This is a genomic window from Bacillus cereus group sp. MYBK5-2, assembly GCF_051915685.1.
GTDB classification, from domain to species: Bacteria; Bacillota; Bacilli; order Bacillales; family Bacillaceae_G; genus Bacillus_A; species Bacillus_A cereus.
In genome coordinates, this window is sequence record NZ_JBQAFE010000004.1 from 216,619 (window position 1) to 242,221 (window position 25,603).

Sequence of the window (25,603 nt, forward strand, 5' to 3'; positions counted from 1 at the left end):
TTCTCTTAGTATACAGCAAAACCGTTTACTATACATTTGTTTCCTGCATAGCGGCAAATTCATCCTCAGAAATAAGGACATCTCTCGGTTTCGTTCCTCTACCTTCAGAAATAATTCCTTGCGATTCCATCTCTTCAATGAGACGTGCCGCGCGATTATAACCGATGCGGAATTTTCGCTGTACAGAAGATGTGGACGCTCCCCCTTGTTCTACAACAAATTGACATGCATCAAGGAACAATTCGTCTTCCGACTCAGCTTGTTCTGTTTTCGCTAATAAATCCTCTTGCTTAAATAAGTAATTCGGCTTCATTTGCTTTTTCACATGATCAACTGTTTTTTCAATCTCATCATCCGATACATATACACCTTGTACACGAACTGGTTTAGATGTACCGTTCCCTAAGAATAACATATCACCACGGCCAAGTAATTTCTCCGCGCCCCCAATATCAATAATCGTACGCGAATCAACTTGAGATGATACAGTAAACGCAATACGCGTTGGAATGTTTGACTTAATTAAACCTGTAATAACATCTACAGATGGACGCTGCGTCGCTACTAATAAATGAATACCACAAGCACGTGCTTTTTGCGCAATACGACAAATTGCTTCCTCAACATCACCAGGTGCTACCATCATTAAATCGGCTAACTCGTCAATGACAATAACGATATAAGGTAATGTCTCTCCTGGAATTTCTCGCTCACTTACAATCGTATTGTAGCGAGTTAAATCACGAGCACCAGCATGCGCAAACAATTCATAACGGCGTTCCATTTCCTCAACTGCCCATTTTAATGCAGCTGTCGCTGCTTTTACATCCGTAATAACAGGTGCTACAAGATGCGGAACAGAATTGTATGGTGCAAGCTCAACCATCTTCGGATCAATTAACATTAACTTCACTTCATGTGGTTTCGCTTTATATAAAATACTCGTTAAAATGGCGTTAATACACACACTTTTACCTGAACCCGTTGCACCCGCAATAAGTCCGTGCGGCATTTTTCGAATATCCGTTACAATTGGATCCCCTGAAATATCAAGTCCAAGCGCAACAGTAAGCGGTGATTCACTCTTTGTGAATACAGGACTTCTTAAAATTTCGCGAAGAAATACTGGCTTACTTTCTTTATTTGGAACTTCAATTCCAATTGCACTCTTCCCTGGAATCGGCGCTTCAATACGAATATCTTTCGCAGCTAAACTTAACTTAATATCATCACTTAAATTTGTAATTTTATTTACTTTCACACCTGGGTCTGGCTGTACTTCAAAACGAGTTACTGCTGGACCTTGTGATACATTAATAACATGTGCTCCAACATGAAAATTATTAAACGTTGTATCTAATAATTCTTTCTGCTCCTCTAACCATTCTGTATTATCTAACGCTGATTGCTGTGGAATCGACAACAGCGCTAATGGTGGAACAGTATATGTCGGTGGTGTATGCAATACATTTCGCATATCGTTCTCTCTTTGATTTACAACATATGCTTTCTCTTGTACTTCCGTACTTGAAATTGGCTTTTGTACTTGCTCTACCACTACTTGCTGCATTGGTTGCTCTTCCACTTGTGGTTCTACTACTTGCTGCACTGGGCGCTCTTCCACTTGTGGTTCTACTACCACCTGCTGCACTGGGCGTTCTTCCACTTGTGGTTCTACTACCACCTGCTGCATTGGGTTTTCTTCCACTTGTGGTTCTGCTACTACTTGCTGCACTGGGCGTTCTTCCACTTGTGGTTCTGCTACTACTTGCTGCACTGGGCGTTCTTCCACTTGTGGTTCTACTACCTCTTGTTGTACTGGCTTATTCTCTACTCGTACATTAGCAGAAGGCTGCATTGCATTTGCTCTAGCTGCATGTCTTTCCATTAATCGTGTTCTATCTTGTTTCAACATAACAACATTAAATGGTACATGGCGCTTTTTCTCACGTTTTGGTTCTTCTTTTTGTACAACTGGTTGCTCTTCTGCGATTGGTGTTTCTTCTACAACTCGTTGCTCTTCTACGACTGGTGTTTCTTCTACAACTCGTTGCTCTTCTACGACTGGCGCTTCTTCTACAACTCGTTGCTCTTCTGCGACCTGTGCTTCTTCTACAACTCGTCTATTTTCCTCTGTTTCTGCAATTAAAACATTCGCAAAGCTTTGAACATCTTTCTTCGTTTGTTCATCAGCCTCAGCAACATGTATGAATTCACTCTTTTGTTCAATTGCTTCATCTTCTTGCTGAATTTCCTCAAGTGCTACAAATGTCTCTACTACAGGCGCTTTTGTTTCTGCAATCACTTCTGTTTCTTCTGCTTCCGCAATTACTTCCACTTCTTCTAACTCTTCTGCTTCCGCAATTACTTCAGCTTCTTCTGACTCTTCTGCTTCCGCAATTACTTCCACTTCTTCTGACTCTTCCGTTTCTGCAATTACTTCCACTTCTTCTAGCTCTTTTGCTTCCGCAATTACTTCCACTTCTCCTGACTCTTCTGCTTCCGCAATTACTTCCACTTCTTCTAACTCTTCTGCTTCCGCAATTACTTCCACTTCTTCTGACTCTTCTGCTTCCGCAATTACTTCCACTTCTTCTAACTCTTCTGCTTCCGCAATTACTTCAGCTTCTTCTGACTCTTCTCCTTCCGCAATTACTTCCACTTCTTCTGACTCTTCTGTTTCTGCAATTACTTCAGCTTCTTCTGACTCTTCTGCTTCCGCAATTACTTCCACTTCTTCTAACTCTTCTGCTTCCGCAATTACTTCCACTTCTTCTGACTCTTCCGTTTCTGCAATTACTTCTACTTTTGACACTTCTTCTGGTATTTCCACAATGATTGTTTCTTCAAGTTTTTCTTCTGCTTTGACAATCACTGATTCTTCTGGAGCTTGCTTTTCTACTTCAATAGTAGGTTGTTTTATTTCTGTGTTACGTTTAATTTCTTCTGATAATATTGTATCCTCGTGCTCTACTTTAGAAGCTACTAATTCTTCTTGTAGATTGTTTTCGTTTAACACCACTACATCTTTTTCTAGCTTAGCACTTTCCATCTGCTCAGCTACTGTTTTATGAAGTAATTCATCCGCTGAAACTTCCTGCGGTGTACTCATTTCTTGAATCACTTCTTTTTCTTCTACTAAAGGCACTTGGCGTTCGATTTCATAACCGTTTTTCTCTAGCCATTGATCAACTACTGACTTTTCTTCCTTTTTATTCTCTTCATATTGTTGCTCTCCTTGCTGGTTAGCAGCTCTATGACTAGAAGAAGTTGGTGCTTGTCCTTCTGAGAAATCAGATAATTTATATCCTTTTTTCTCTAACCATGCATCAACGACTGATTTACCCTCTACAGATATTTCAAGGTCTTCTCTTTCCTTTACTTCCTCCTGCTTTTCTTCCTTTTTCTCTACTGAAGGACGATTATATCCATAAATTGGCGAAATCATTTCTGTTGGACGAAATGGTCTACGGTTACTCTCTTGCGAAGGTGCAGATGCCTTTTTAACGACAGACTCCCGCACCGGTTCATATTGCACTTCCGGCTCTTCATATGTAGAAACTACCTTTTCCACATACGGTCGTCTGCTTCTTTCCACCTTTATTCCTCTTTGGGCAGTAGGTTCTTCATATGTTACTCCTTGAACAGGTTGTTCTTCGAAGCGATTTACTTCGCTTTCATCCTCTTCATCGAACCCATTATCCGGTACTAAAGGAAAACGGCATTTACCTGCATTCCTACTTGCCATTTGTGCTTCTCTTGCTTCAGTGTAGTGGTTTACACGAGGAATTTTCGGCTGACTTTCAATTTGCTTTGGTACTTCTTTATTCATCGCTGTTTGTTCTTCCTCTTTGTTAAACAGCTTTTTCATCCAATCTAACATGCTTACCACTCTTTCTACTAAATAGTAACATCCTTTATTGTATCAGCATTCGGCAAAAAGTGCAGGTAAAATTAAGCATGTCATATTTATCCACAATATTCTAATTTACGAGTGTTTCATATGGAAAAACGCAGCCTTTCATGTAAGACTGCGCTTAAGCTTTACTCTTCCGATATGCATCTATACTACCCGTTACACTTTGCAATAAAGAATTTACATACTGCGGGTCAGATAATTTTTTATCTTCTTCATGGTTTGACATAAACCCAAGTTCTAATAACACACCAGGAACCTTTGCCCAATTAAATCCAGAAAGATCATCCCGAAATTTAATTCCATTTACTTTCACTTGCTGGTTCTCCCTCATTTTATTTACAATCATTTGAGAGATTTGAAGACTTTCCGCATAAATTTCTTTCGTATACGGACTTCCTTCTGCCGGCGTCAATACAGCAAATCCACTTTCGTTTGGATTTTCAGAACCATCTGCATGAAGACGTAAAAATAAATTCGCCTTATGATTATTTGCGAATGTCGCCCGTTCTTTATTACTTATATCAACGTCTTGTGATGTTCTCGTCATTAATACTTGTATCCCTTTTGCTTCAAGCTTTTCTTTTAATAAAAAAGCCATTTCTAATACAAGTACAGCCTCTCTCTTTTTCGTCATAACACCTGTTGTACCGTCTGTCACTTTATATTTTTGCGTTGTTGCCCCTGGTCCAATTGGCTCTAAATTTAAATTCGCTTTTTGTTGATGCCCTGGATCAATAACGACGAGAAACTTCTCTTGTTTTTCATTACTCCCTACTTTTTGTTCATTATTTTGCACTGGTTGCTCAGTTGGCTGTACTGGCGTAGTTTCTTCTTTCTTTTCCTCAGATGATACTTCCTCTTGCTTATGTTCTACTTGCTCATTCGTTTGAATTGCTTGTGACTCTTCATTCTTTTCTTGTTCTTGCTGCTTTTCTACCGGTGCGTCTTCTTTGGTATCTTTGTTTTTCTCTTGTATAGAAGATGTAGTTTCTTTTTTCGGCTGCTCTTGTGAACAACCGGCCATATATATTCCAATGAATGCAATCATGCTCAATATTTTTATATACTTCATACTTCTCTCCCATCACTTTGCACCGGATTCAAAGTTTTTTCTTATAATTGCCCTATAATCTCATCCATATTTCCAATATAAACTGGCTGCCATTTTTCTGTACCACGTTCTGCAGTATAAACCGGATAAGCGTCATCATCTATATTTAAGAAAACTGGATCGCCCATATCCGTTTCATATCCAATTGTAATCCATCCTTCTTGCCACTTTCCGTTTTCTTCACTTATTAATGAATTTTTATGTTTATCATATCGATAACCAATTTGTCCTTTTTCTAATTCATTTTCACTAAACAAATATATTTCATAAGTACCTAACTCGATATCTTGCTGTTTTGAAGTTTCAATTCGTTTCAGAAGTTCTGCGATTTTTAGTTGTTGTTTCATACGTCTATCTCCTTCTATTTTTCTAAATTTTAACTAGTTTGTTTATAAAATACAATATAGATTTTAAGAAAAAAGGTGACATCCTTATAATATGAATGATTTTTTGAATATATCTGTCACAACTCTACATATATCAACGATTTTTCAAATATATCTATCGTAACTCTACATATATCAACGATTTTTTAAATATATCTATCACAACTCTCAATATATCAACGATTTTTCAAATATATCTATCGTAACTCTACATATATCAACGATTTTTCAAATATATCTATCGTAACTCTACATATATCAACGATTCGACACGGAATATCGACTTACCAACAAAAAATGACAAAACAAAAAGAGAGGCTGCCCAAAAGGACAACCTCTCTTTTCTTATATCAATTAAAATTTAAACTCTTGTCCAACTTCAAAGCTATCTTCTAATACAAGAATACCTTTTTCTTGTGGAGCATCTGGAAGCTCTAATTCACGTGCAGAGCAGATCATTCCAGAAGAAGGAACACCGCGAAGTTCTGCTGGTTTAATTAACATACCACTTGGCATTACAGCACCAATTTTTGCAACGACAACTTTTTGTCCTGCATCAACGTTTGGTGCACCACATACGATTTGTAATGTTTCTGTACCGATTTCTACTTTACAGATGTTTAGCTTGTCAGCATTTGGATGCTTTTCTTTTTCAGCTACATAGCCTACAACAAATTTCGGAGAAAGATCTGCTTCTACTGTTTCTTCAAAGCCATTCTTCGCTAAAATTTCGTTGATTTTCTCTACAAGCTCTTTCGTTAATGTAAGGTTGCCTGTTTCTTTTACTTCTAAGTAAGAAGATGCATTAAAGATGTTGAATCCTGCTGTCTCATTGCTTTCACGATCATATAAGCGTGCAACATCTCCTTTGCGATCAAAAGTACGGTTCTCTAAAGTAATATCTTGTAAGGCAACAATTAAAGTGTCACCAATTCCTTCAAGGTTGTAAAAAACGTTCACTTCGTTCATCCTTTCTCTTTTCCATCTGTCTTCTTCCGATTTTTCGCTAAAATAAAGATTGGTTCAAATTCTCCATCTTCATATACGAATGAAAGTGATGTAATCGGAACATGCCCTTCGGCAAAAAATTTCATTGTCATTTGTGCAATAATATCATAACCGATTTCGTTGACGATATCAGCAATAATTAATACATCTTGGTGAGGAACAGCAACAACCATGTCACCAGAAATCTTTTCACGCATCGATTGTAGTAACGATTCGTTTAAAATACGAGTCGCGTCATACCCATCATTTGTGTTTAAAAAGTAGAATGTATTACCCGCTACTGTGTCTTGTTTAAATTCATAACCTAATGAGCGTGCGTTGAATAATGCCATTTCACGCACTTGCTGTTCTGTAAGTTCTAATTTTTGTAATAGACGCTCATCAATTAGTCGATACGTTTTATTCGAATCTAGCGCGTAGTAAATACGTGTTTCCGCCGTATGATCCGTCATAATAAACGGATTTCCTTCTTCTGCTTGTTTCGGGAAAGAAGTAGAGCGAATAACAGGTAAAATTTTCGCTCCGCTATTTTCTTCTTTATGCATCGCAATTAGCGCTTCTTGTACGTAATAAGCAACTTCTTCAATTGCCTTTTCCTTGTTCACTTCCCATTTTGCCACAACTCCTGGAAGCGATACGTTAATACCTTTTTTGGAGTCTTTTTGTTCAATACGTAAAACTTCTTTCTCACTATCATACTGAAAGTCCCATTCTGGGCGAGATAATTTCTTTATTAACTCATCTTTCATCTTTTTACTTGTCATCTTCATCTCTTTTTTCCTCCCTTCCAAAAAAATAACCTCCCCCGCGAAGGTAGAGGTTGTTTTACAATTCAATTGGCAAATTGCCTTATTTTAAACCTTCAATGAACTCTTCGATTTGTTCTTGTGTTTTACGATCTTTGTTTACATAGCGACCAGTTTCTTCACCTTTATTGTACGCTACAAAGCTCGGAATGCCAAATACGTCTAATTTTACACATAGATCAATAAACTCATCACGATCTACATAGTAAAATGAGAAATCACTATATTTCTCTTCTACTTCTGGCATAAATGGATCTACAAAGCGGCAGTCTGGGCACCATTCTGCTGAGAACATAAAGACTACATTCTCTTCATTTTTTAACTGTTGGAATTGCTCCATGCTTTCTAATGACTTCATCTATATTTCCTCCTCTAACGGGTGCATTTTTCATGTTATAATCTTTCTTTTATACTACCATACATCGCGCACGGTGCAAGGTTTATGCTTGCTTTTTGTCATACTTATATTGCCCAACTAACAACTTAACAACGTGTACAAATAATTCCGTGCGGTCGACATAATCATCTGTAAAAATACCGATAGCACCTTCGTGACTACGAATATCTTTTCGCTGCACAAACTCTTCCATCACTTCGCTTAATTCCTTACCATCTTCAAGAGGTGCTAAAAAATCGTCTGGTAACGTAATACGCGCTCCTCCGGCCACAAATACTTTCCCATCCATTGTTGCTAGCGCGCCCCAGTTACACATAAATAAACCGTGCTCCGTTTTCATTACGCCGCCTTCTAGCCCAATACCAATTGGAGCTTCTCCTTCCTCTAGCGCTCGCTTCGCTCTATTAATCGCTCCTTGCATCGTCTCTTCATCTGAGAAAGGCTGAGCTGATACTCCTGACGGAACAGAAAGAGATGTAATTTCAGCATCTTTCCAAACCTTCTCCACAGCGCCAACCTTCGTTTTATTCTTTGATCCTACTACTACTTTCATTTCGTTCACCTCTATAAAAATTCATCATTCTATTCTAATATCCCTATCAGATACAAATTAAGCATCAACCACTACCACATATCACCAAGTCATCTATTCAGCCTAAAAAAGAAGGTTTTTTCTAGCAACATTACCGTCTTCAAAAACAAAAACAGCCTTCCTCTCACTTCCTACTTGGGGTCTTCATACATCATTCGAACACCAATTAAGCACTGACCATTCCCACTCATGGATGGGGCATCTATTCAAGCTAAAAAAAGAAGGTTTTTTCTAACAACATTACCGTCTTCAAAAACAAAAACAGCCTTCCTCTCACTTCCTACTTGGAGTCTTCATACATCATTCGAACACCAATTAAGCACTGACCGCTCCCACTCATCGATGGGGCATCTATTCAAGCTAAAAAAAGAAAGGCTCTTCAGCCCTTCTTCCTCTCTACGCGTTATTCTTAATTGTCTCTAACGTCGTTTTATCTGTTGTTCTTACAAGCTTCGTAATTAATTCTTTCGCCGCTGCATAATCATCAACATGTAAAATTGAAGCATGTGTATGAATGTAGCGTGCACAAACACCAATTACTGCTGATGGGATACCAGAGTTACTTGTATGTACACGACCAGCATCTGTACCACCTTGTGAAATAAAGTATTGGTACGGAATGTTGTTTGTTTCTGCTGTATCTAAAATGAATTCGCGCATTCCTCTATGTGTTACCATCGTGCGATCGTAAATACGAAGAAGGGCACCTTTTCCTAATTGACCGAACTGCGTTTTGTCACCAGATGCATCGTTTGCTGGACTTGCATCAAGCGCATAGAAAATGTCTGGTTGAATCATATTTGCAGCGGTTTGCGCTCCGCGAAGACCTACTTCTTCTTGTACAGTAGCACCAGAATATAATGTATTTGGTAATGTTTCGTCTTTTAATTCTTTTAACAATTCGATTGCAAGACCACATCCGTAACGGTTGTCCCAAGCTTTCGCCATAATTTTCTTCTCATTTGCCATCGGTGTGAATGGGCAGATCGGCACGATTTGTTGTCCTGGTTTTACACCAATCTCAATCGCATCTTCATAGCTATCTGCACCTATATCAATTAACATATTTTTTATATCCATCGGTTTTGCACGTTGCGCGTCACTTAATAAATGAGGAGGAATAGAACCAACAACCCCAATAACAGGACCATTCTTCGTCATAACTTGTACACGCTGTGCTAATAAAACTTGGCTCCACCAGCCGCCTAACGTTTGAAAACGAAGCATTCCGTTTTTCGTAATTTGTGTAACCATGAAACCTACTTCATCCATATGACCTGCTACAAGAACACGCGGGCCAGTTTCGTCCCCTTTTTTCAGACCAAATACGCTACCTAAACCGTCTTGTACAATTTCATCCGCATATTTGCTTAATTCTTGTTTCATAAAACGGCGTACATCATGTTCAAAACCTGATGCACCTTGTAATTCTGTTAACGTACGAAATAATTGTAATGTCTCTTTATTCACGAAGTCCCCTTCTTTCAAACCTTAGTAGAATACCTCTTTTATTGTAACGAAATTTTCGAAATGTTTCTAGTTTCTTCTTTTTTGGCTGTATTTGCTTTATAATTATTATCGGTACACTATTTTTATTTTATAGAATTGAGGTGAATATATGAGCTGGAAAGGTTTAGTAGCAGGTCTTGGCGTTGGGTTCGCAGCTGGTTATCTCGTTGCAAACAAAGTACAAGAACAATCCCATATTTCTTCAGAAAAAGCATTGAAAATGGTGAAACAAGCATTAAGTCATAAAGGTGAAATTACTGGCTCTTGGGTACATATGGTTCCAGAGACATTTGAAAAATATGATGTCGCATATGAAGTTTATCGCGGCGGTCTTACAACAATGTTAAATGATATACAAGAACGATTTGAATTTTTAGTTGATGCTAAAACAGGTACTGTTTTAGAGGTTATAGCAGCATAAAAAGGAGGGTTCCCATTAGGTGAACCTCTTATTTTTTAATTGTGGGTATTGATTAAAATTATATCAGCGATTTCCCAATTATATCGACTTATCAACAAAACCCGACAATAAAAAAGAGGCTGCTCCAATAAATATGATGGAACAACCTCCTATTTTTATGCTTCTATACTCGTTTTCCGTTCTATTTTTTCTACGATATGCCCTTCCTCATTCCACTTCACAGCGCGATAATATGCATCATGGTAAAACGTAAACCATGCCTCCTTTTCAGCACCATACTTCATCCACTTTTGCTTATTTTCAATCGAGGTCATCGGATAATCATCGTATGCCATTACCCATAATACATTTTGATGCGCATGCGTCGGCAATAGGTCTGCTAAGTGTAGCATCGTTTCCCCTTGACTCTCCAAAGCAATAACTGCATGTCCATCACTATGACCACCCGTACGCGCCATCTTGATTTCATCTGTAATTTCTATTTCTTGCTGGAACGTAACAACTTGATCTACAATTGGCTCCCAATTTTCCTTCCAATATGTATTACGTGATCTAATGTTTGGATTCCTCATTTCATTCCATTCTGTTTCACTTACGTAAACTTTCGCATTTGGAAATGACGGTACAAGGTGATCATCTTCCCATTTTGTTAGACCAGATGCATGATCAAAATGAAGATGTGTCATCAAGACGTAGTCGATATCTTCAGGCTTTAATCCTAATTTTTCTAATGATTCATAAACTGATGATTCTTCTGTTACACCTTGATTTCGTTTCATCTTCTCATTCAACTTACCGTTTCCTATCCCGGAATCAATGAGCATATTTCCGTCTTTTGTTTGCAAAAGTAACGGATCTGTTCGTAAATAAATATGATTTGTATCATTATGTTTATATTTACGTGACCAAAGTACTTTCGGCACGACTCCAAACATTGCTCCTCCATCTAAATGTGTATTCCCGCCTTTTAACCACGTTACTTTTATATCTCCAATTTGTAACTGTTCCATTACACATCCCCCTTTTCAATTAATCTTAACATAAAATTCTGATTATTTTAGATGTAAAAAAACCTACGCATTACTGCATAGGCTCTGTACGATATTTTGCTTCAACTCGGTAAATACGATGACCTTTACTAGAGAATTTCTCTTCGTATTCAGTCATGATGTTACCTTCAAAGTCGCTGTTATGAAGATCTAAGCTTAAGTACGTTAGTAACATACCATACTCAGCCATACTCATAAGAGAATATTCAAATAAACCTTGGTTATCTGTTTTGAAATGAATTTCTCCGCCTTCTACTAACACTTCTTCGTAATTACGTAAAAATGTTTTATACGTTAAACGACGCTTCGTATGACGTTTCTTTGGCCATGGATCTGAGAAGTTTAAATAAACGCGATTAATTTCACCTTTCGCAAAGAAAACTGTTAAATCTTCAGCATCTTTATTAATTAACTTTAAGTTTGGTAATTCTTCTTCAATTAATTTATCAAGTGCATCTACAACAACACTTGTGAATTTTTCAATTCCAATATAATTAATATGTGGATTCGCTTTCGCCATATCATACATGAAGCGGCCACGACCTGTACCTACTTCAATGTGAATTGGTTGTTCGTTTCCAAATACTTCTTTCCAACTACCAGCGCGCTCCTCTGGGTTTCCGATTACGATATGTGAATATTCATTAATTCGATCCATTGCATACGGTTTATGTCTTAAACGCATAGATGTTTCCCTCTCTTTACATAGCTATTTTAAAGGAATAATTCCTTCTTTCTTTTTTAATCAATCTACCAAACAAAAAACCAAGTACGTACGAGCACTCGGTCCGTTTCTTTCAAGTATAAGATGTACCATTTTGATAAAAACTACATACAGCATTAAACATTCCATGACGAAACAGCTTTTTCTCTTACATTTGAAGAGAAAAACAATCGAAAGGATGATCCGTTCATGCCAATTAATCAACAACATCAATTAGAAGTGCTGAAAGATATTTTAGTCAACCACCAAAGTGATTGCTGCGGGACAGTTTCAGAATGCGAGCAATTAGAGCGCCTCATTCAATCGTTACTCGCAAACGATAATATAAGTAGTGACGCTAAAACAATGCTAAACGATGTATATTCTTATAGTCAATCGGGTAAATCTTCCTCTAATTTGGACAACCATATTTCCAATAATCAAGAACAACTTACTCAGTGGATTGCTGGAATGGACAATTTTTCTTAAGTATCATTCTGAAGCAAGTAGTTGCTGTAAATATTGATGCCAATATTCAGCTTCTGCTTGCTGTTTTTTTGTTGTATGCCATTGAATAGACAAAATCGTTTGTGCTATCACATACCATCTCATACGCCTAAGCAGCGATTCATCCATTTCAATATCATAGTAACCGAGCCACTCACTCCATTCCTGGCGCGGAATGTACCAATATAATAACATACCGAGGTCTAGAGCTGGGTCAGCAATTACAGCTCCATCCCAATCAATTAAAAACAATTCATCTTCATCCGACAATAGCCAGTTGTTATGGTTTACATCACAATGGCATACAACGAATTCATTGTATTCAATAGCTTTTAATGAATCCATTAAATATTGAAGGCCTTGCTGAATTGTTTCATCATCCCTTATATCTCCTCTTAAAACGAGTTGCAGTTGTTGTAATAACTCTTGTGCGTGAAGCGGCTGCTTCCCAAGTCTTTGAATCATCTGTACAAGCGCTTTAGAGGAGTGTATTTTCTTCAAAAGTTTCGCAACACGTTCTAGTTTCATATCCTCTGGCTCTAGCTTCTGTCCCGGAAGCCATTTTTGAGCAGAAATTACATCACCATTCGTTACCCTTCTTGTCCAAAGTAATTTTGGAACAATTCCTTCTGCTGACAATACCGCTAAAAAGGGCGATGTATTCCGCTTTAAAAATAACTTCTGTTGTCCGTTTTGCGCAATATATGCATCGCCCGTTACTCCACCAGCCGGTACAAGACTCCACTCTTTTCCTAATAATTGTTCCAACCATTCCATATTCATTACCCGTTAACAAATCCTTATCTTTTATAGTTATGAAAAGAAAAACCGCAACATTTCTACACATGTTGTGGATTCATATATTTTACTGTAAATGAAAAGAAAAATTAGCCTAAGCCAAAAATCCTCTATTTTATTTTACAAAACCTGTCATAGAATGACAACTTATCAAAATCGTCACCTTTGTCAATTCTACATTTATTACATTCTCATCGTCAAGTAGCGATTTGTCACATTATCGTCAATATATACGTGCTAATTGGAGCGAGCTTAAGTTCCTTTCCTCTAAATGAAGAAATTGGCTCTATTTTCGCTTCGTTTTCGTTTACTAACACATGCCACGTTGCTTCTTTCGGAAGTTGCACAGTTTTAGCTTCTAAACCGCTATTAAATAAGACGATAATCTCTTTCCACGGCCCAAACGTTTCTACATGCTCTAGGTGATATGCAAGTACTTCTGTAGATGTTTGTAAAAAAGTCATATGTTTTTTTATAAGGTCTGCGCTTTGTAATCGGAATGCCCCATGCTCTTTACGAATCGCAATTAAACCTTTTATATAGTTAACGGTCTCTATCTCTTTCTCTTTTTGATCCCAATCTAATTGATTGATCTCATCATTTGCATTATAACTATTTTCATTTCCTTTCTTCGTACGATAAAACTCTTGCCCTGCGTGTAAGAAAGGAATGCCTTGTGAAAGAATAACCATTGCGCTCGCTAACAGGTGACGTTTTTTCAAAATCGTTTCTGATTCTTCATTACTGCGCACTAGTTTATCCCACATCGTCATATTATCATGACATTCTACATAGTTAATGCTTTGCGCTGGCTCTAGAAACAGCCCTGTTTCTTTCATACTTAAAAGACTTCCTGCTGCAATATACTGCAAATGATTACAGTCTACATGCCCACCAAATGCAAAACCACGCTTATTTATATGAAATGTACTCCCTTTTATCCCATCACGAAATTGATCATTAAACTGCGCGATATGTGGCATTTTCTTCGCATTATTTAACGTTGCTTTTTCCTCACGAGGAAGCGGTGTTTGTAAATCCCATCCTTCTCCTAATAACAAAGCATCTCTTTTTATGTTTCGCACTTCTTTTTCTATCATATTCATTGTATCAACATCTAAAATTCCCATTAAGTCGAATCGGAATCCATCGACATTGTATTCAGTAAGCCAATATAAAATAGACTCTACAATGAATTTCCTCATCATTTTCCGTTCAGACGCTATATCATTTCCGACTCCCGTCCCATTAGAAGGCATACCATCTTCACCATGACGAAAATAATATCCTGGAACAAGCTTTTCAAATGATGATAGCTCTCTTTCATAAACATGATTATATACAACATCTATAATCACCCTAATACCTTGTTTATGAAATGTTTCAATTAGTTGTTTGCACTCAACTATCCTGTTATACGGATCAGAGGGGTTTGTAGCATAATATCCTGTTGGTGCATTGTAATATAATGGATTATATCCCCAATTATAGGCGGACGAAGGATTCGCCTCATCTACACCACCGAAACAATATAAAGGTAATAGTTCAACATGTGTAACACCTAAATCTTTTATATGAGACAACCCTGTTAATGTCCCATTCCGTCCTGTTGTTCCCTCTTCCATCAATCCTTTATATGTTCCCTTTTGAATTACTCCACTATTTGGATGTATAGTCGCATCACGAATATGCAGTTCATACAATATGGCATCTGTCATTGATTGTAATGTTGGTAATCCCTCTCGTCTTGTTACATTCGTTTTTTCTAAATTGATAACAACACCATGTTTTCCATTTACCGTCACCGACTTTGCATAAGGATCCACAGCTTCGTTCCATATTAAATTAATACAAACAAGAAATGTATAGCGTGCTCCGTCTAAATCACCTTGTAATGTTTGAATCCAAACTCCGTTTTCTCCCCTGTACATTTCATAATCGGCATATTCTTTATCGCTCTTATAAATTCTTACTTTCGCAAGCCTTGCAGTTGGGGCCCATACTTTAAATGTCGTTTCTTCTTTTTGATAAACAGCACCTAAATCTGTACCTTCGTAATAATACTTTTCATCGAAAATTTTTGTTCGAATAACAGCACCTATTTGTAAATCAGTTTCTTCATTCCGTTCATCTCGTACTGTATAATACTTCCCCACATCTAGCGGCTCTTCTATAAAGCACTCATACTTCGTTGCATCTGGAAGCGCAATCGTATGAGCAATCGGTAAATCTTTCACATTACTTCCTTCTTGCAAACGAAATGTCCGACTTGTTCCATACGCATGTGGGAGCAAAATTGTAATTTTATTCATTTCATCTAAATAGGCATCAAATGGACGTTTTACTTTCAACATAAAAAAATCACCATCATTCTCAAAGTTAAAATAAAGTGAAACTTTAATGAGCGAGAAAATTTCTCCATCCTCACTTATTATTAGCCTTCACCAATTAGGCGAGATAAAATGAGCTGCAAATGATAAGGCTTTTCTTATCAACAAGACTCTATACAGTAACTCCATTCTTCTCTATAGTATATTCACCTGCATAAAAAACGTTTTCAACATTCTATTTTTGTAATTTTATTTCAGCAATCGATTTATACTTCGGGGTTTCTTTCACGTGGGATTCGTATAAAGTAATTGTATCTGCTTGAAATGATATTTCAGGCACTTCTTTTATACTTTCTAAACGAAACTTTTCTTCTCCTATCCATTTACGAGCAACGGTAATATGCGGGTGATATGGGCGTGTTTCTAGAGAAAATCCATTTTCTTCACAAATGGCATGTATTTGCTTTTGCAACTGAAACAAATCGTGATTCTCACTTACCTTCGCCCAAAAAATACGAGGCTGATCTTCCCTACCAAACGTTGAAAAACCTTGTAATGTGAACGATAGTTCTTTTGTTTCTGCAATTGTTTGTAATCCATTCTTTATTCCCTCTAGCTGTTCCTCCGTTGCACTCCCTAAAAATGAAAGGGTAATATGATAGTCTTCTTTATGTACCCATGAACGAAATTGTAATTCCTCTTGCATGTCCTCTTTATAGTTAGACAGCATTTCTTTTATATGATTCGGTAACGTAATTGCGACAAAATAATGCAGTTCCATGTACATCTTCTCCTTCTTTCTATTGTTGCTTTTCTTTCTTATCTCATTCAGGTAAAAAGAAGCCGCTCTCCAAAATAGAGAGCGGACATTATTTATATATCCATTACTTCGCTAATTCATGAATTGCTTGCGCGTAAATTGCTGTTGCTTTTAATAAGTCTTCAATTTCGATATACTCATCTTTTTGATGCGCAAGTTCTTCTTTTCCAGGGAATAGCGGGCCAAATGCCACACCAGCTTTTAATGAACGAGCATAAGTACCGCCGCCGATTGCTAATAGTTCTGCTTTTTCACCTGTTTGTTCTTCATACACACGTTGTAACGTACGGATTAATACGTGATCTTTATCGACGTGATGCGGGCGAGAATTAGAATAGTCAGCCACTTCAAAACCATGCGTACCAACATATGCTTTCAACTTCACAATTGTTTCTTCAAAGTTAGTTGTAACTGGGTAACGTACGTTTAGCCCTAAGTTACCACCGTTTTCTTTCGTATAAGAAATGCGACCGACATTCACTGTTAACGGACCGCTAATTTCATCTTTATAAGCAATAGTAGCTTTTTCACCAAAAATATCACCAGTAAATGTTTCTGTTGCAAATGTCGCAAATGCAGTTGCTTTTCCATCAAGTGAAACTGTAGTTAAGAAGTTTGCTAATAATAAACCTGCATTTTCTCCTTTTTCAGGAGTAGATCCATGCGCTGAAATTCCTTCTATTTGCAACGTCACTGTATTTCCTTCTATAGTCGATTTCCCTATTTTTTTAGCAGTTTGTAAATACTCTTCATATGCTACTGTAAGTGCATTTACATCTTCTCCTGTAATAACCGCTTCTGCAAAATCAGGAACCATATTTAAACGGCGCCCTGAATCAAATGAAACAAGTTCATATGTACCTTTTTTCTCTTCACTACCATTTTGCACAACTTGTATATCAGAAATTCCTTTTTCTGCATTAATAATTGGAAAATCCGCGTCTGGCGCAAAACCGATTGTTGGCATTTCTTCGTTTTTAAAGTAGTGATCTACACATTTCCAATTGCTTTCCTCATCTGTTCCTATAATCATACGAACACGTTTGGAAAGAGGTAAGCCTAATTCTTTCACAATTTTCATCGCATAATATGCTGCCATCGTTGGGCCTTTATCGTCAATTGCACCACGTGCAAAAATCTTTCCGTCGCGAATATCTGCACTATATGCAGGAGTCGTCCAGCCATCTCCTTCTGGTACAACGTCAACGTGACAGAGAATACCTACTAATTCTTCTCCTTGCCCTATTTCAAGATGACCTGCATATCCTTCTAAATTTTTAGAAGTAAAACCTTCAGTTTCTCCTTTATGTAACATGAAAGATAAAGCTTTTTCTACACCTTCACCGAATGGTGCGCCCTCTTTCGCAGATTCTTCTTCCCATACACTTTTAATTTGTAAAAATTGTTGTGTATCACGAATTAAATCATCTTTTCGTTTCGCAACTTCTTCTGTCCAATTAATTGCTGACATCACGCATCCATCCTTCACTATATTGTTTCTTTCATCATAACAAACAGAAATCTCTTATGCCATACACGAAAACTAAATACCGAACAATTGTAATATTTCAGATATTTCTTATTAGTTTTTCTTTTGTTTTTCCAAAAAAATTTGCAGGAATTTGGCGTTTTACGTAGAATTTTATGTGTTAGTTGACTGACCATATATACAATGTCAACTACCAATATTTTTCTATATGAATATTTGTTAAATTTCTGTAAAATTTAAGTAGATTAAAGCATGAATTTTATCATGTAGAGTACAATGGTAGTAACGACCTTCTTTCCTGAATGGGGTCAAAAAAACTAGTAGAGGAGTGGTTTTCTCTTGAAACCTACAACTACTCGTATGCTAACACGCATTAAATCAATTTATATGTACATCAATGAAAACGGAACGGTAACGACGAAAGACCTTGTAGATGAGTTCGGGATCACACCGCGAACGATACAACGTGATCTAAATGTGTTGCAGTTTAATGAACTCGTGTATAGCCCTTGCCGCGGTAAGTGGACAACAACAGGAAAGAAAGTGAGAATGACCTCATAACGAAAAATAATTGTATGGTAAATAAATACATACCCCTTTCTAATAATTAGAAAGGGGTCTTTTCTGCGCCTATAAAGGTACTACTTTTCAGTATCTACTTGATATGTTTTTAACATTTCTACTTCTTCATCTGTTAGCTCTCGGTATTGTCCAAGTTCTAGTTCTTCATCTAATACTAACGGACCCATCTCTGTTCTCTTTAGGTAGACTACTTTTTTTCCTACCGCTTCAAACATACGCTTCACTTGATGGAATTTCCCTTCCGTAATCACAAGCTCAATTTCAGAAATATCATCGCTTTTCAATATTGTAAGTGCACCTGGCTTTGTTTCATAGCCATCGTCTAAAATAACACCTTTAGCAAATTCTTTTACATCCTCTTCTGTTACTACTCCTGCAACGTGTGCATAATATTTTTTCGGCACATGCTTTTTCGGAGATAATAATTGATGTGATAACTTCCCATCATTTGTTATCAATAAGAAGCCTTCCGTATCGATATCAAGTCGTCCAACTGGGAACGGATCAAAGATTGCATCTTCTAATTCTAATAAATCTATTACTGTTTCATGATTATCATCTTCCGTCGCTGAAATAACACCTTGTGGTTTATGCATCATTAAGTAAACAAATTCTTTGTATTCCACAACTTCACCGTGAATCATAACTTCTTGCTCTTCTACATTTACATGAACTTTCGCATCTTTTACTGGCGTTCCATCAATTTTCACAACGCCATCTTTCAATAATTTCTTTACTTCTTTTCTACTTCCATATCCCATATTTGCTAATAATTTATCTAATCTCACGTTTTTCACCTTCTTTATTTATCATAGAAAAGGGGACGTAATTACGCCCCTCTTGATTTCAACTTTATTTTAAATCTACTACCAAGTTTACGTTGAATTTTATCTAATGCTTCTCCACCAAATACTCTTTCAAGTACTCCTGTGCGAATTGCTAACAATCCGTAAACAAGACCGCCAATACCTGCACAAATCGCAACTGTTATAAGAGCACCAATACGGCCATCAGGCGAAATCATGAAGGATAGAATCCATTGTGATAGTTTTACAGCAACGACCATTATAAGTGTCAGTACTGCAATTTGGAATGTTCTTTTATATACAACACCGAATGAATAGTGTGCGTATTTTTTAATTTGTTGATTTGTGTACCAAACAGAAGCTAAGAAACCAACTGCTGTCGCTAGAATTGCTCCTACTGTACCGAAATAACGAATAAAGATTACGTTACATACAAATTTCAAAATGACGCCCATTATAAGCGCAATAATCGCATGCTTCTGCTGGTTAATACCTTGCAGGATTGCTGCTGTTACTGTAAATAAAGCGAATAACAACGCAACTGGTGCATACCACATTAATACTTGTCCACCTAGTGGATCTGAATCGTAAAACGCAGTATAAATTGGATATGCAAGTGAAGAAATACCGACAACTGCTGGCAATGTTAAAAACATATTTGCCTGGAATGTTTGTGTAATTTGTAATTTCAAATAGCGGTATTGTTTTTCAGTAAATGATTTTGTAATTGCTGGTACAAGCGTTAAACTAAACGCTGTTGCAAGTGATACAGGAATCATAATTAACTTATGCGTCCACATTGTGAAAATGCCGAGAGCTCGCTCTGCGATATCACCTTGACCAATCGCCTGCATAATTGAGTTAAATGTCAATGTATCAATTTGTTGATATAAAGGAATTGTTAACCCAATTACAACGTAAGGAATCGCATATGCAAATAACTCTTTAAACAATTGAACGGTGCTTACTGTTGATTCTGGTACAGTTTGTTCAATTAAATATTGATCCAAATATTTTTTACGTTTTAGCCAGTACCAAATTAACACACCGAGTGCTCCAACCGCTGAAACGAACGCAGCAAATGTCGCTACTCCAACTGCTGTTGCAACTGTACCGCCAAGTACTTTAATAACGATAAAACTACCTGCTAATAAAAAGACGATACGAATAATTTGTTCAATAATTTGTGAAACGGTAGTTGGTCCCATAGACTGGTGACCTTGGAAATAACCACGAATTAAACTCGCTGCTGGTACAACAATAAGCGCGAAACTTACAAGACGAATGATCGTCGTAACTTCTCCTACATTATTGTGTATACTTTGTTTACCAAGCATCGCTTCTGCAAACAATGGCGCCGTCATGTACAGTACTAGGAACGAAAGAACTCCTGTTACTATCATCATAACCATTCCCGAGCGGAACATTCTCCGGCTCGTTTTATAATCGCCAAGCGCATTATATTTGGAAACAAATTTTGAAACAGCAAGTGGCACACCTGCCGTTGCGATACTTAAAAAGATCGTATATGGAATGTATCCATATGTATAGAGCGTTCCGCCTTCTGTTCCTACTAATGCATGAAACGGAAAGACGTAAATCATGCCTAAGAACTTTACTAAAAATGTCCCTAGCGTAACAATAAGCGTTCCGCGCAGAAATTTCGAATCGGACATACAAAAATCCTCCTACATCTACATAAAGTGAAACTATAATTAGTTGGAGACTTCTCTCCTACTCCTTATTAGTTGAACCATTCGAGCATTTACAGGCTAACAGACTCCCTATTTACTTCTCCTAAATCTTGAGGTTTTAGTCTTATCGCCTACAAATGGCAGGATAGTGCTGAACTCTAACTTTTGTATTGTACCACAATTCTCTCATTAAGCAGTACTTCACTCTATTTTTCTTTTAAGGGAAAACATGCTATTCTTTTAGGCAGGAAATGTAGAAAATGAGGTCGATATATTATGCATTATGATGTTATTGTCATCGGCGGCGGTCCTTCTGGGCTAATGGCTGCAATTGGTGCTGCAGAAGAAGGCGCAAATGTCTTACTTCTTGATAAAGGAAATAAACTTGGGCGTAAACTTGCAATTTCTGGTGGCGGACGCTGTAACGTAACGAACCGTCTACCACTTGATGAAATTGTTAAACATATACCAGGAAACGGTCGCTTCTTATACAGCGCTTTTTCTATTTTTAATAATGAAGATATTATTACATTCTTCGAAAATCTCGGTGTTAAATTGAAAGAAGAAGACCACGGTCGCATGTTCCCTGTGTCAAACAAAGCACAATCTGTTGTAGACGCACTTTTAACACGATTAAAAGACTTAGGTGTAAAAATTCGTACAAATACGCCTGTTGAAACGATTGAATATGAAAATGGTCAAACAAAAGCAGTTATACTGCAAACAGGCGAAGTGTTAGAAACAAATCACGTCGTTATCGCTGTTGGCGGAAAATCAGTTCCTCAAACTGGATCTACTGGAGACGGATATGCTTGGGCTGAAAAAGCGGGTCATACAATCACAGAATTATTCCCAACAGAAGTACCTATCCTTTCAAACGAGCCGTTTATACGTGACCGCTCATTACAAGGTCTTGCTTTACGTGATATAAACTTAAGTGTATTAAACCCGAAAGGAAAAGCTATCATTTCTCACAAAATGGACATGCTCTTCACTCATTTCGGCCTATCTGGACCTGCTGCTCTTCGCTGTAGCCAATTCGTCGTGAAAGCACTGAAAAAGTTTAAAAAGAATACAATACAAATGAGTATTGATGCATTGCCAGAGGAAAATAGTGAGCAACTATTTCAGCGCATGCTGAAACAAATGAAAGAAGATCCGAAAAAAGGAATTAAAAACGTTTTAAAAGGTTATGTTCCTGAACGTTACTTCCTATTCTTATTAGAAAAAAATGAAATTGACGGCAGCGAACAAGCTGGACAAGTTTCTCACGAAAAGATTCGTGCACTTGTGAAAGACTTTAAAGAGTTTACTGTGAATGTAAATGGTACGCAGTCAATTGAAAAAGCATTCGTTACTGGCGGCGGTGTATCCGTGAAAGAAATTAATCCGAAAGAAATGTCTTCTAAATTTACGAACGGCTTATATTTCTGCGGAGAAGTTCTTGATATTCATGGTTATACTGGTGGCTATAATATTACATCAGCCCTTGTTACTGGTAGAATTGCCGGAACGACAGCTGGAGAAAACGCGAAAATGCAGTATTAAAAAAAAGAAACAGGGATTCCTGTTTCTTTTTTTATAGGTACATGAAATTATATGAGCGATTCTGCAACTTATATCGGCGATTTCCCAAATATATCGACTTACCGACAAGAAACGACAAATATAGGCTCCACTTAACTTCCCATTGCTTTTTTGTTGCTTTATATACCTTAGTACCTTTATATTTTATATTGTTGAATATTTAAAAAAGGGTAAGGGGAAAAACAAATGAGAAAAAAAGTCATGATGTCTTTAATGTTAATGACGTTTCTTTCTGCGGTAGAAGGAACGATTGTTAGTACAGCAATCCCTCGTATAACGAGTGATTTGTCAGGCGTCGAACTTGTTAGTTGGGTATATGCAATTTATATGCTTGCAACAGCTGTTTCGACTCCAATATACGGAAAGCTCGCTGATTTATTTGGCCGTAAAAAAGTTTTACTGATCGGAGCTACAATCTTTTTAGTCGGTTCTGCACTTTGCGGAGTCGTTACATCGATGGAACAATTAATCTTCTTCCGCGCGCTTCAAGGTATCGGTGCTGGTGCTGTTATGCCAATCACAATGACGATTATTGGAGACTTATATAGCGAAGCGAAAGACCGCGCGAAAGCACAAGGTTGGATGAGTGCCGTTTGGGGTGTATCCGGTGTTATCGGACCGTTAGTAGGTGGATTTTTAGTTGATTCCCTTTCTTGGCGTTATATTTTCTTCCTAAACGTTCCATTCGGAATTATCGCTTGCTTAATGATTGCAATTTACTACAAAGAATCTATTAAACCTGCTAAGCATCATATCGATTATCTTGGTGCAACAGTCTTCTCATTAAGTACAATCGCTCTACTATATGCATTATTAACAGGTAGCAGTAAGCAAAACTGGGGAGACATGACAATTATCGGCCTATTAATCTTTGCCGCTATTTCATTTATTATTTTCTTATTCATCGAGAAGAAATCTCCGGAACCATTAATTCCGCTAGCACTTTTCTCTAACCGTACATTATCTACGATAAATATATTAACTCTTATTGCTGGCGCAATGATTATTAGTATTACAATGTACCTTCCAATTTGGAGCCAAGGTGTATTAGGGAAAAACGCTACAGAAGCTGGACTTATTTTAATGCCAATTCCTGTTATGTGGACATTTGGCGCTATTTTCTCTGGTAACTTAGTAGGCAAATTAAAAACGAAACAAATCATTTTACTTGGAGCTAGCATTTTATCAGTCGCTACGTTCTTATTATTTACACTATCAACAAATTCACCATCGTTCCTTATTTATGTAGCAGTCGGATTATTCGGCTTAGGAATGGGGCTTGTGACACCGATTTACATGGTAACAATTCAAGCAGCCGTACCAGCTCATACACGCGGAACAGCTGTTGGTTTAAACACATTTATTAATACATTTAGTCAAACGTTAGGTGCTGCAATATTCGGTACAATCTTCAATACGATGATTCACGCACGTGGTATTAAAAATCTTGATCTTGTATCTGGTGGACATGGCGGTACTACAGCAAACGTAGTAACCGAATCGCAATCTGCATTAGCATCAAGCGTACACGTCATTTATATGAGCACTTTCGTATTAGCAGTATTTACATTAATTATCGCTTGGCTCTTATTAAAACCAGCTACACAAACAAGTGAGCAACAATAAAAAGGATGACCATTTTGGTCATCCTTTTTATTCTTCATTCTCCACAATATGTTTCAGCATGGATAATTTATTATCCCAAAAACGTTCATAATACGAGAGCCATTGTTGTAATTCTTCTAATGGTTCTGGATGCAAACGATATATCTTCTCTCTTCCGCTTTTTCTTCCACTTACTAAATTCGCTTCCGAAAGAATATGAAGGTGCTTTACAACCGCAGTACGACTCATCGAAAAATGATCCGTTATTTTGGAAATCGGTAACTCTTTGTCACTTAATAACCGTATTACTTCTCGGCGGGTTGGATCAGCAATTGCTTGAAATACATCATATTTCGCTGCTGACGAGGACACTTAGCCTTCGACAACCTTTTTCAGTTTTTCATTTACAATCGCTACCCAACCACCGCTCATTCTATCGCGAATAATAGAGCTCTTCGCATTTGCTTTCGGAAGAATTTCATCAGGATGTTTCCAGCCGCCGTGAATTAACGTAAATTCTGTTTTGTTATCTCCTAAGTCTTTCAAATCAAATGAAACAACCCAGCCATCTGTATCCCATGAGAAAGATAAATGGTTTGGTTCATCAATTTCTAATACTTTACATGGTGATGGCCCAAATGGTGATTGCACATGAAATTCATGTCCTACCTCTAATACAAAATCATTTGGCATAAACCATGACGCAATCCCTTCTGCAGTTGATACTACACTCCATACCTTTTGAATAGACGCGTTAAAAACGATTGTTTGTTTAATATCATTTAATGTATTTTGTTGTTCCATTTTCATTCTCCTTTACTCGGCGTTACAACATAACACCTTTTGGTTATACTTTGATAATATAACACCTTTTAGTTTCATGTCAACGCTAATTCTTTTACTGTTGAGAAATTCTCAACATTTTTTCAACAGGACAAACACCCTCTTAGCATTTCCTCATAATATACTCACAAAGGCAATACAAAATAAAAACTTCTCTCAACATGAAACTCCATCATTCATATTGAAAGAAGCGCCTTACTTATATCATGCGTACTTCGTCTCTCCTCCTTCCCTCAAGGGACAATACGCGAGATATGACAAAGTCAGAAGGAATATGCCCACCATTTGAGTAGGTAGTTATTTCTCTTCTCCTCAACATTTCCTCAGGAGCGAAATGACTACCGACTCACTTTTTTCAAACAAAAATAAAAAGGGGATGAAAGCGATGTTCTATTGCATCAACTGTTCTGATATTCATCATGAAAAACATCCAAATGATAAAGTATTCAAAAACGGTTTTTATATTGATCCATTTTTAGGTGATCGTTATCACCTTGGTATGTGTAAAGATGCCCAAAACCATGAAACAGGGGAGCCTCTTTTAACGACAAAGAAATTAGGCACAACCCAATCTATTATGAACGTATTACCGACACATGTTGTCCCAACATAAAACATAAAAAAGAGCTGGGTGAGCCAGC

24 protein-coding genes are annotated in these 25,603 nt (G+C 37.3%); 6 read left to right on the forward strand and 18 right to left on the reverse strand.

Going from position 1 to position 25,603, the window contains the following annotated elements; genetic code table 11:
• Positions 1-28: 28 nt before the first annotated feature.
• The 8 genes from ACTFP3_RS16850 to ACTFP3_RS16885 all read right to left on the reverse strand — a co-directional run bounded on the left by ACTFP3_RS16850 (position 29) and on the right by ACTFP3_RS16885 (position 9,689).
• The gene (locus ACTFP3_RS16850; protein ID WP_440010858.1) at positions 29-3,883 is read right to left on the reverse strand and encodes a DNA translocase FtsK; all 3,855 of its coding nucleotides are present in this window, start codon (positions 3,881-3,883) and stop codon (positions 29-31) included.
• A 154-nt stretch (positions 3,884-4,037) separates the two neighbouring features.
• The gene (locus tag ACTFP3_RS16855) at positions 4,038-4,991 is read right to left on the reverse strand and encodes an N-acetylmuramoyl-L-alanine amidase (RefSeq protein WP_440010860.1); all 954 of its coding nucleotides are present in this window, start codon (positions 4,989-4,991) and stop codon (positions 4,038-4,040) included.
• A gap of 41 nt (positions 4,992-5,032) precedes the next feature.
• A complete protein-coding gene (locus ACTFP3_RS16860) occupies positions 5,033-5,377 on the reverse strand; it encodes a thiamine transporter (RefSeq protein ID WP_440010862.1) in 345 nt (114 codons plus the stop codon).
• Positions 5,378-5,770: 393 nt separating this feature from the next.
• A complete protein-coding gene (gene ytpR / locus ACTFP3_RS16865) occupies positions 5,771-6,385 on the reverse strand; it encodes a YtpR family tRNA-binding protein (protein WP_074625580.1) in 615 nt (204 codons plus the stop codon).
• Positions 6,382-7,194: a DUF1444 domain-containing protein gene (locus tag ACTFP3_RS16870; RefSeq protein ID WP_000784588.1), complete on the reverse strand. Its 813-nt coding sequence runs from the start codon at positions 7,192-7,194 to the stop codon at positions 6,382-6,384. The genes ytpR and ACTFP3_RS16870 overlap by 4 nt, the downstream gene beginning before the upstream one ends.
• A gap of 79 nt (positions 7,195-7,273) precedes the next feature.
• The gene (locus tag ACTFP3_RS16875; RefSeq protein WP_000838193.1) at positions 7,274-7,588 is read right to left on the reverse strand and encodes a thioredoxin family protein; all 315 of its coding nucleotides are present in this window, start codon (positions 7,586-7,588) and stop codon (positions 7,274-7,276) included.
• A gap of 82 nt (positions 7,589-7,670) precedes the next feature.
• Entirely contained in the window at positions 7,671-8,180 is a 510-nt protein-coding gene (locus ACTFP3_RS16880) for a DUF84 family protein (RefSeq protein WP_000869940.1), read from the reverse strand.
• A gap of 435 nt (positions 8,181-8,615) precedes the next feature.
• Complete coding sequence (locus ACTFP3_RS16885; protein WP_001031517.1) at positions 8,616-9,689, reverse strand: M42 family metallopeptidase; 1,074 nt, start codon at positions 9,687-9,689, stop codon at positions 8,616-8,618.
• A gap of 148 nt (positions 9,690-9,837) precedes the next feature.
• On the opposite strand from ACTFP3_RS16885, the gene ACTFP3_RS16890 reads away from it, so the two are divergent.
• Positions 9,838-10,149 carry a PepSY domain-containing protein gene (locus ACTFP3_RS16890; RefSeq protein ID WP_000118543.1) on the forward strand — a complete coding sequence of 104 codons (312 nt, stop codon included), beginning with the start codon at positions 9,838-9,840 and terminating at the stop codon, positions 10,147-10,149.
• A 155-nt stretch (positions 10,150-10,304) separates the two neighbouring features.
• Here the strand turns inward: ACTFP3_RS16890 and ACTFP3_RS16895 are convergent, their stop codons facing one another.
• Complete coding sequence (locus tag ACTFP3_RS16895) at positions 10,305-11,159, reverse strand: YtnP family quorum-quenching lactonase (protein ID WP_000436855.1); 855 nt, start codon at positions 11,157-11,159, stop codon at positions 10,305-10,307.
• Positions 11,160-11,229: 70 nt separating this feature from the next.
• A complete protein-coding gene (trmB, locus tag ACTFP3_RS16900; protein ID WP_440010865.1) occupies positions 11,230-11,883 on the reverse strand; it encodes a tRNA (guanosine(46)-N7)-methyltransferase TrmB in 654 nt (217 codons plus the stop codon).
• A gap of 228 nt (positions 11,884-12,111) precedes the next feature.
• On the opposite strand from trmB, the gene ACTFP3_RS16905 reads away from it, so the two are divergent.
• Positions 12,112-12,390 (forward strand): YtzH-like family protein, encoded by a 279-nt coding sequence (locus ACTFP3_RS16905; protein ID WP_001122235.1) that lies wholly within the window; start codon positions 12,112-12,114, stop codon positions 12,388-12,390.
• 3 nt (positions 12,391-12,393) lie between these two features.
• Here ACTFP3_RS16905 and ACTFP3_RS16910 read toward each other — a convergent pair whose 3' ends face one another.
• The 4 genes from ACTFP3_RS16910 to pepV form a co-directional block, all read right to left on the reverse strand.
• On the reverse strand, positions 12,394-13,191 hold the full coding sequence (locus ACTFP3_RS16910) for a phosphotransferase family protein (protein ID WP_001986674.1): 798 nt from the start codon (positions 13,189-13,191) through the stop codon (positions 12,394-12,396).
• A 227-nt stretch (positions 13,192-13,418) separates the two neighbouring features.
• On the reverse strand, positions 13,419-15,560 hold the full coding sequence (pulA, locus tag ACTFP3_RS16915) for a type I pullulanase (RefSeq protein WP_440010867.1): 2,142 nt from the start codon (positions 15,558-15,560) through the stop codon (positions 13,419-13,421).
• Between the two features lie 211 nt (positions 15,561-15,771).
• Positions 15,772-16,317, reverse strand: a complete 546-nt coding sequence (thpR, locus tag ACTFP3_RS16920) for an RNA 2',3'-cyclic phosphodiesterase (RefSeq protein WP_000418984.1) — start codon at positions 16,315-16,317, stop codon at positions 15,772-15,774.
• A gap of 103 nt (positions 16,318-16,420) precedes the next feature.
• Positions 16,421-17,827, reverse strand: a complete 1,407-nt coding sequence (gene pepV, locus ACTFP3_RS16925) for a dipeptidase PepV (RefSeq protein ID WP_440010869.1) — start codon at positions 17,825-17,827, stop codon at positions 16,421-16,423.
• Positions 17,828-18,184: 357 nt separating this feature from the next.
• Here pepV and ACTFP3_RS16930 point away from each other — a divergent pair, with 357 nt between their 5' ends.
• Positions 18,185-18,406, forward strand: coding sequence for a DeoR family transcriptional regulator (locus ACTFP3_RS16930; protein ID WP_000805512.1), 222 nt, complete (start codon positions 18,185-18,187; stop codon positions 18,404-18,406).
• A gap of 80 nt (positions 18,407-18,486) precedes the next feature.
• Here ACTFP3_RS16930 and ACTFP3_RS16935 read toward each other — a convergent pair whose 3' ends face one another.
• Complete coding sequence (locus ACTFP3_RS16935) at positions 18,487-19,215, reverse strand: pseudouridine synthase (protein ID WP_001234947.1); 729 nt, start codon at positions 19,213-19,215, stop codon at positions 18,487-18,489.
• A gap of 41 nt (positions 19,216-19,256) precedes the next feature.
• A complete protein-coding gene (locus ACTFP3_RS16940; protein WP_001284028.1) occupies positions 19,257-20,909 on the reverse strand; it encodes a putative polysaccharide biosynthesis protein in 1,653 nt (550 codons plus the stop codon).
• Positions 20,910-21,203: 294 nt separating this feature from the next.
• On the opposite strand from ACTFP3_RS16940, the gene ACTFP3_RS16945 reads away from it, so the two are divergent.
• Both ACTFP3_RS16945 and ACTFP3_RS16950 read left to right on the forward strand, forming a co-directional pair.
• A complete protein-coding gene (locus ACTFP3_RS16945; protein WP_440010870.1) occupies positions 21,204-22,475 on the forward strand; it encodes an NAD(P)/FAD-dependent oxidoreductase in 1,272 nt (423 codons plus the stop codon).
• A gap of 225 nt (positions 22,476-22,700) precedes the next feature.
• A complete protein-coding gene (locus ACTFP3_RS16950; protein ID WP_001228021.1) occupies positions 22,701-24,140 on the forward strand; it encodes an MDR family MFS transporter in 1,440 nt (479 codons plus the stop codon).
• Between the two features lie 27 nt (positions 24,141-24,167).
• Here the strand turns inward: ACTFP3_RS16950 and ACTFP3_RS16955 are convergent, their stop codons facing one another.
• Complete coding sequence (locus ACTFP3_RS16955; RefSeq protein WP_000098839.1) at positions 24,168-24,491, reverse strand: ArsR/SmtB family transcription factor; 324 nt, start codon at positions 24,489-24,491, stop codon at positions 24,168-24,170.
• On the reverse strand, positions 24,492-24,923 hold the full coding sequence (locus ACTFP3_RS16960; protein ID WP_000437765.1) for an SRPBCC family protein: 432 nt from the start codon (positions 24,921-24,923) through the stop codon (positions 24,492-24,494).
• Between the two features lie 424 nt (positions 24,924-25,347).
• Between ACTFP3_RS16960 and ACTFP3_RS16965 the strand changes: the two genes are divergently transcribed.
• Complete coding sequence (locus tag ACTFP3_RS16965) at positions 25,348-25,575, forward strand: DUF3973 domain-containing protein (protein ID WP_000498989.1); 228 nt, start codon at positions 25,348-25,350, stop codon at positions 25,573-25,575.
• The last annotated feature ends 28 nt before the right edge of the window (positions 25,576-25,603 follow it).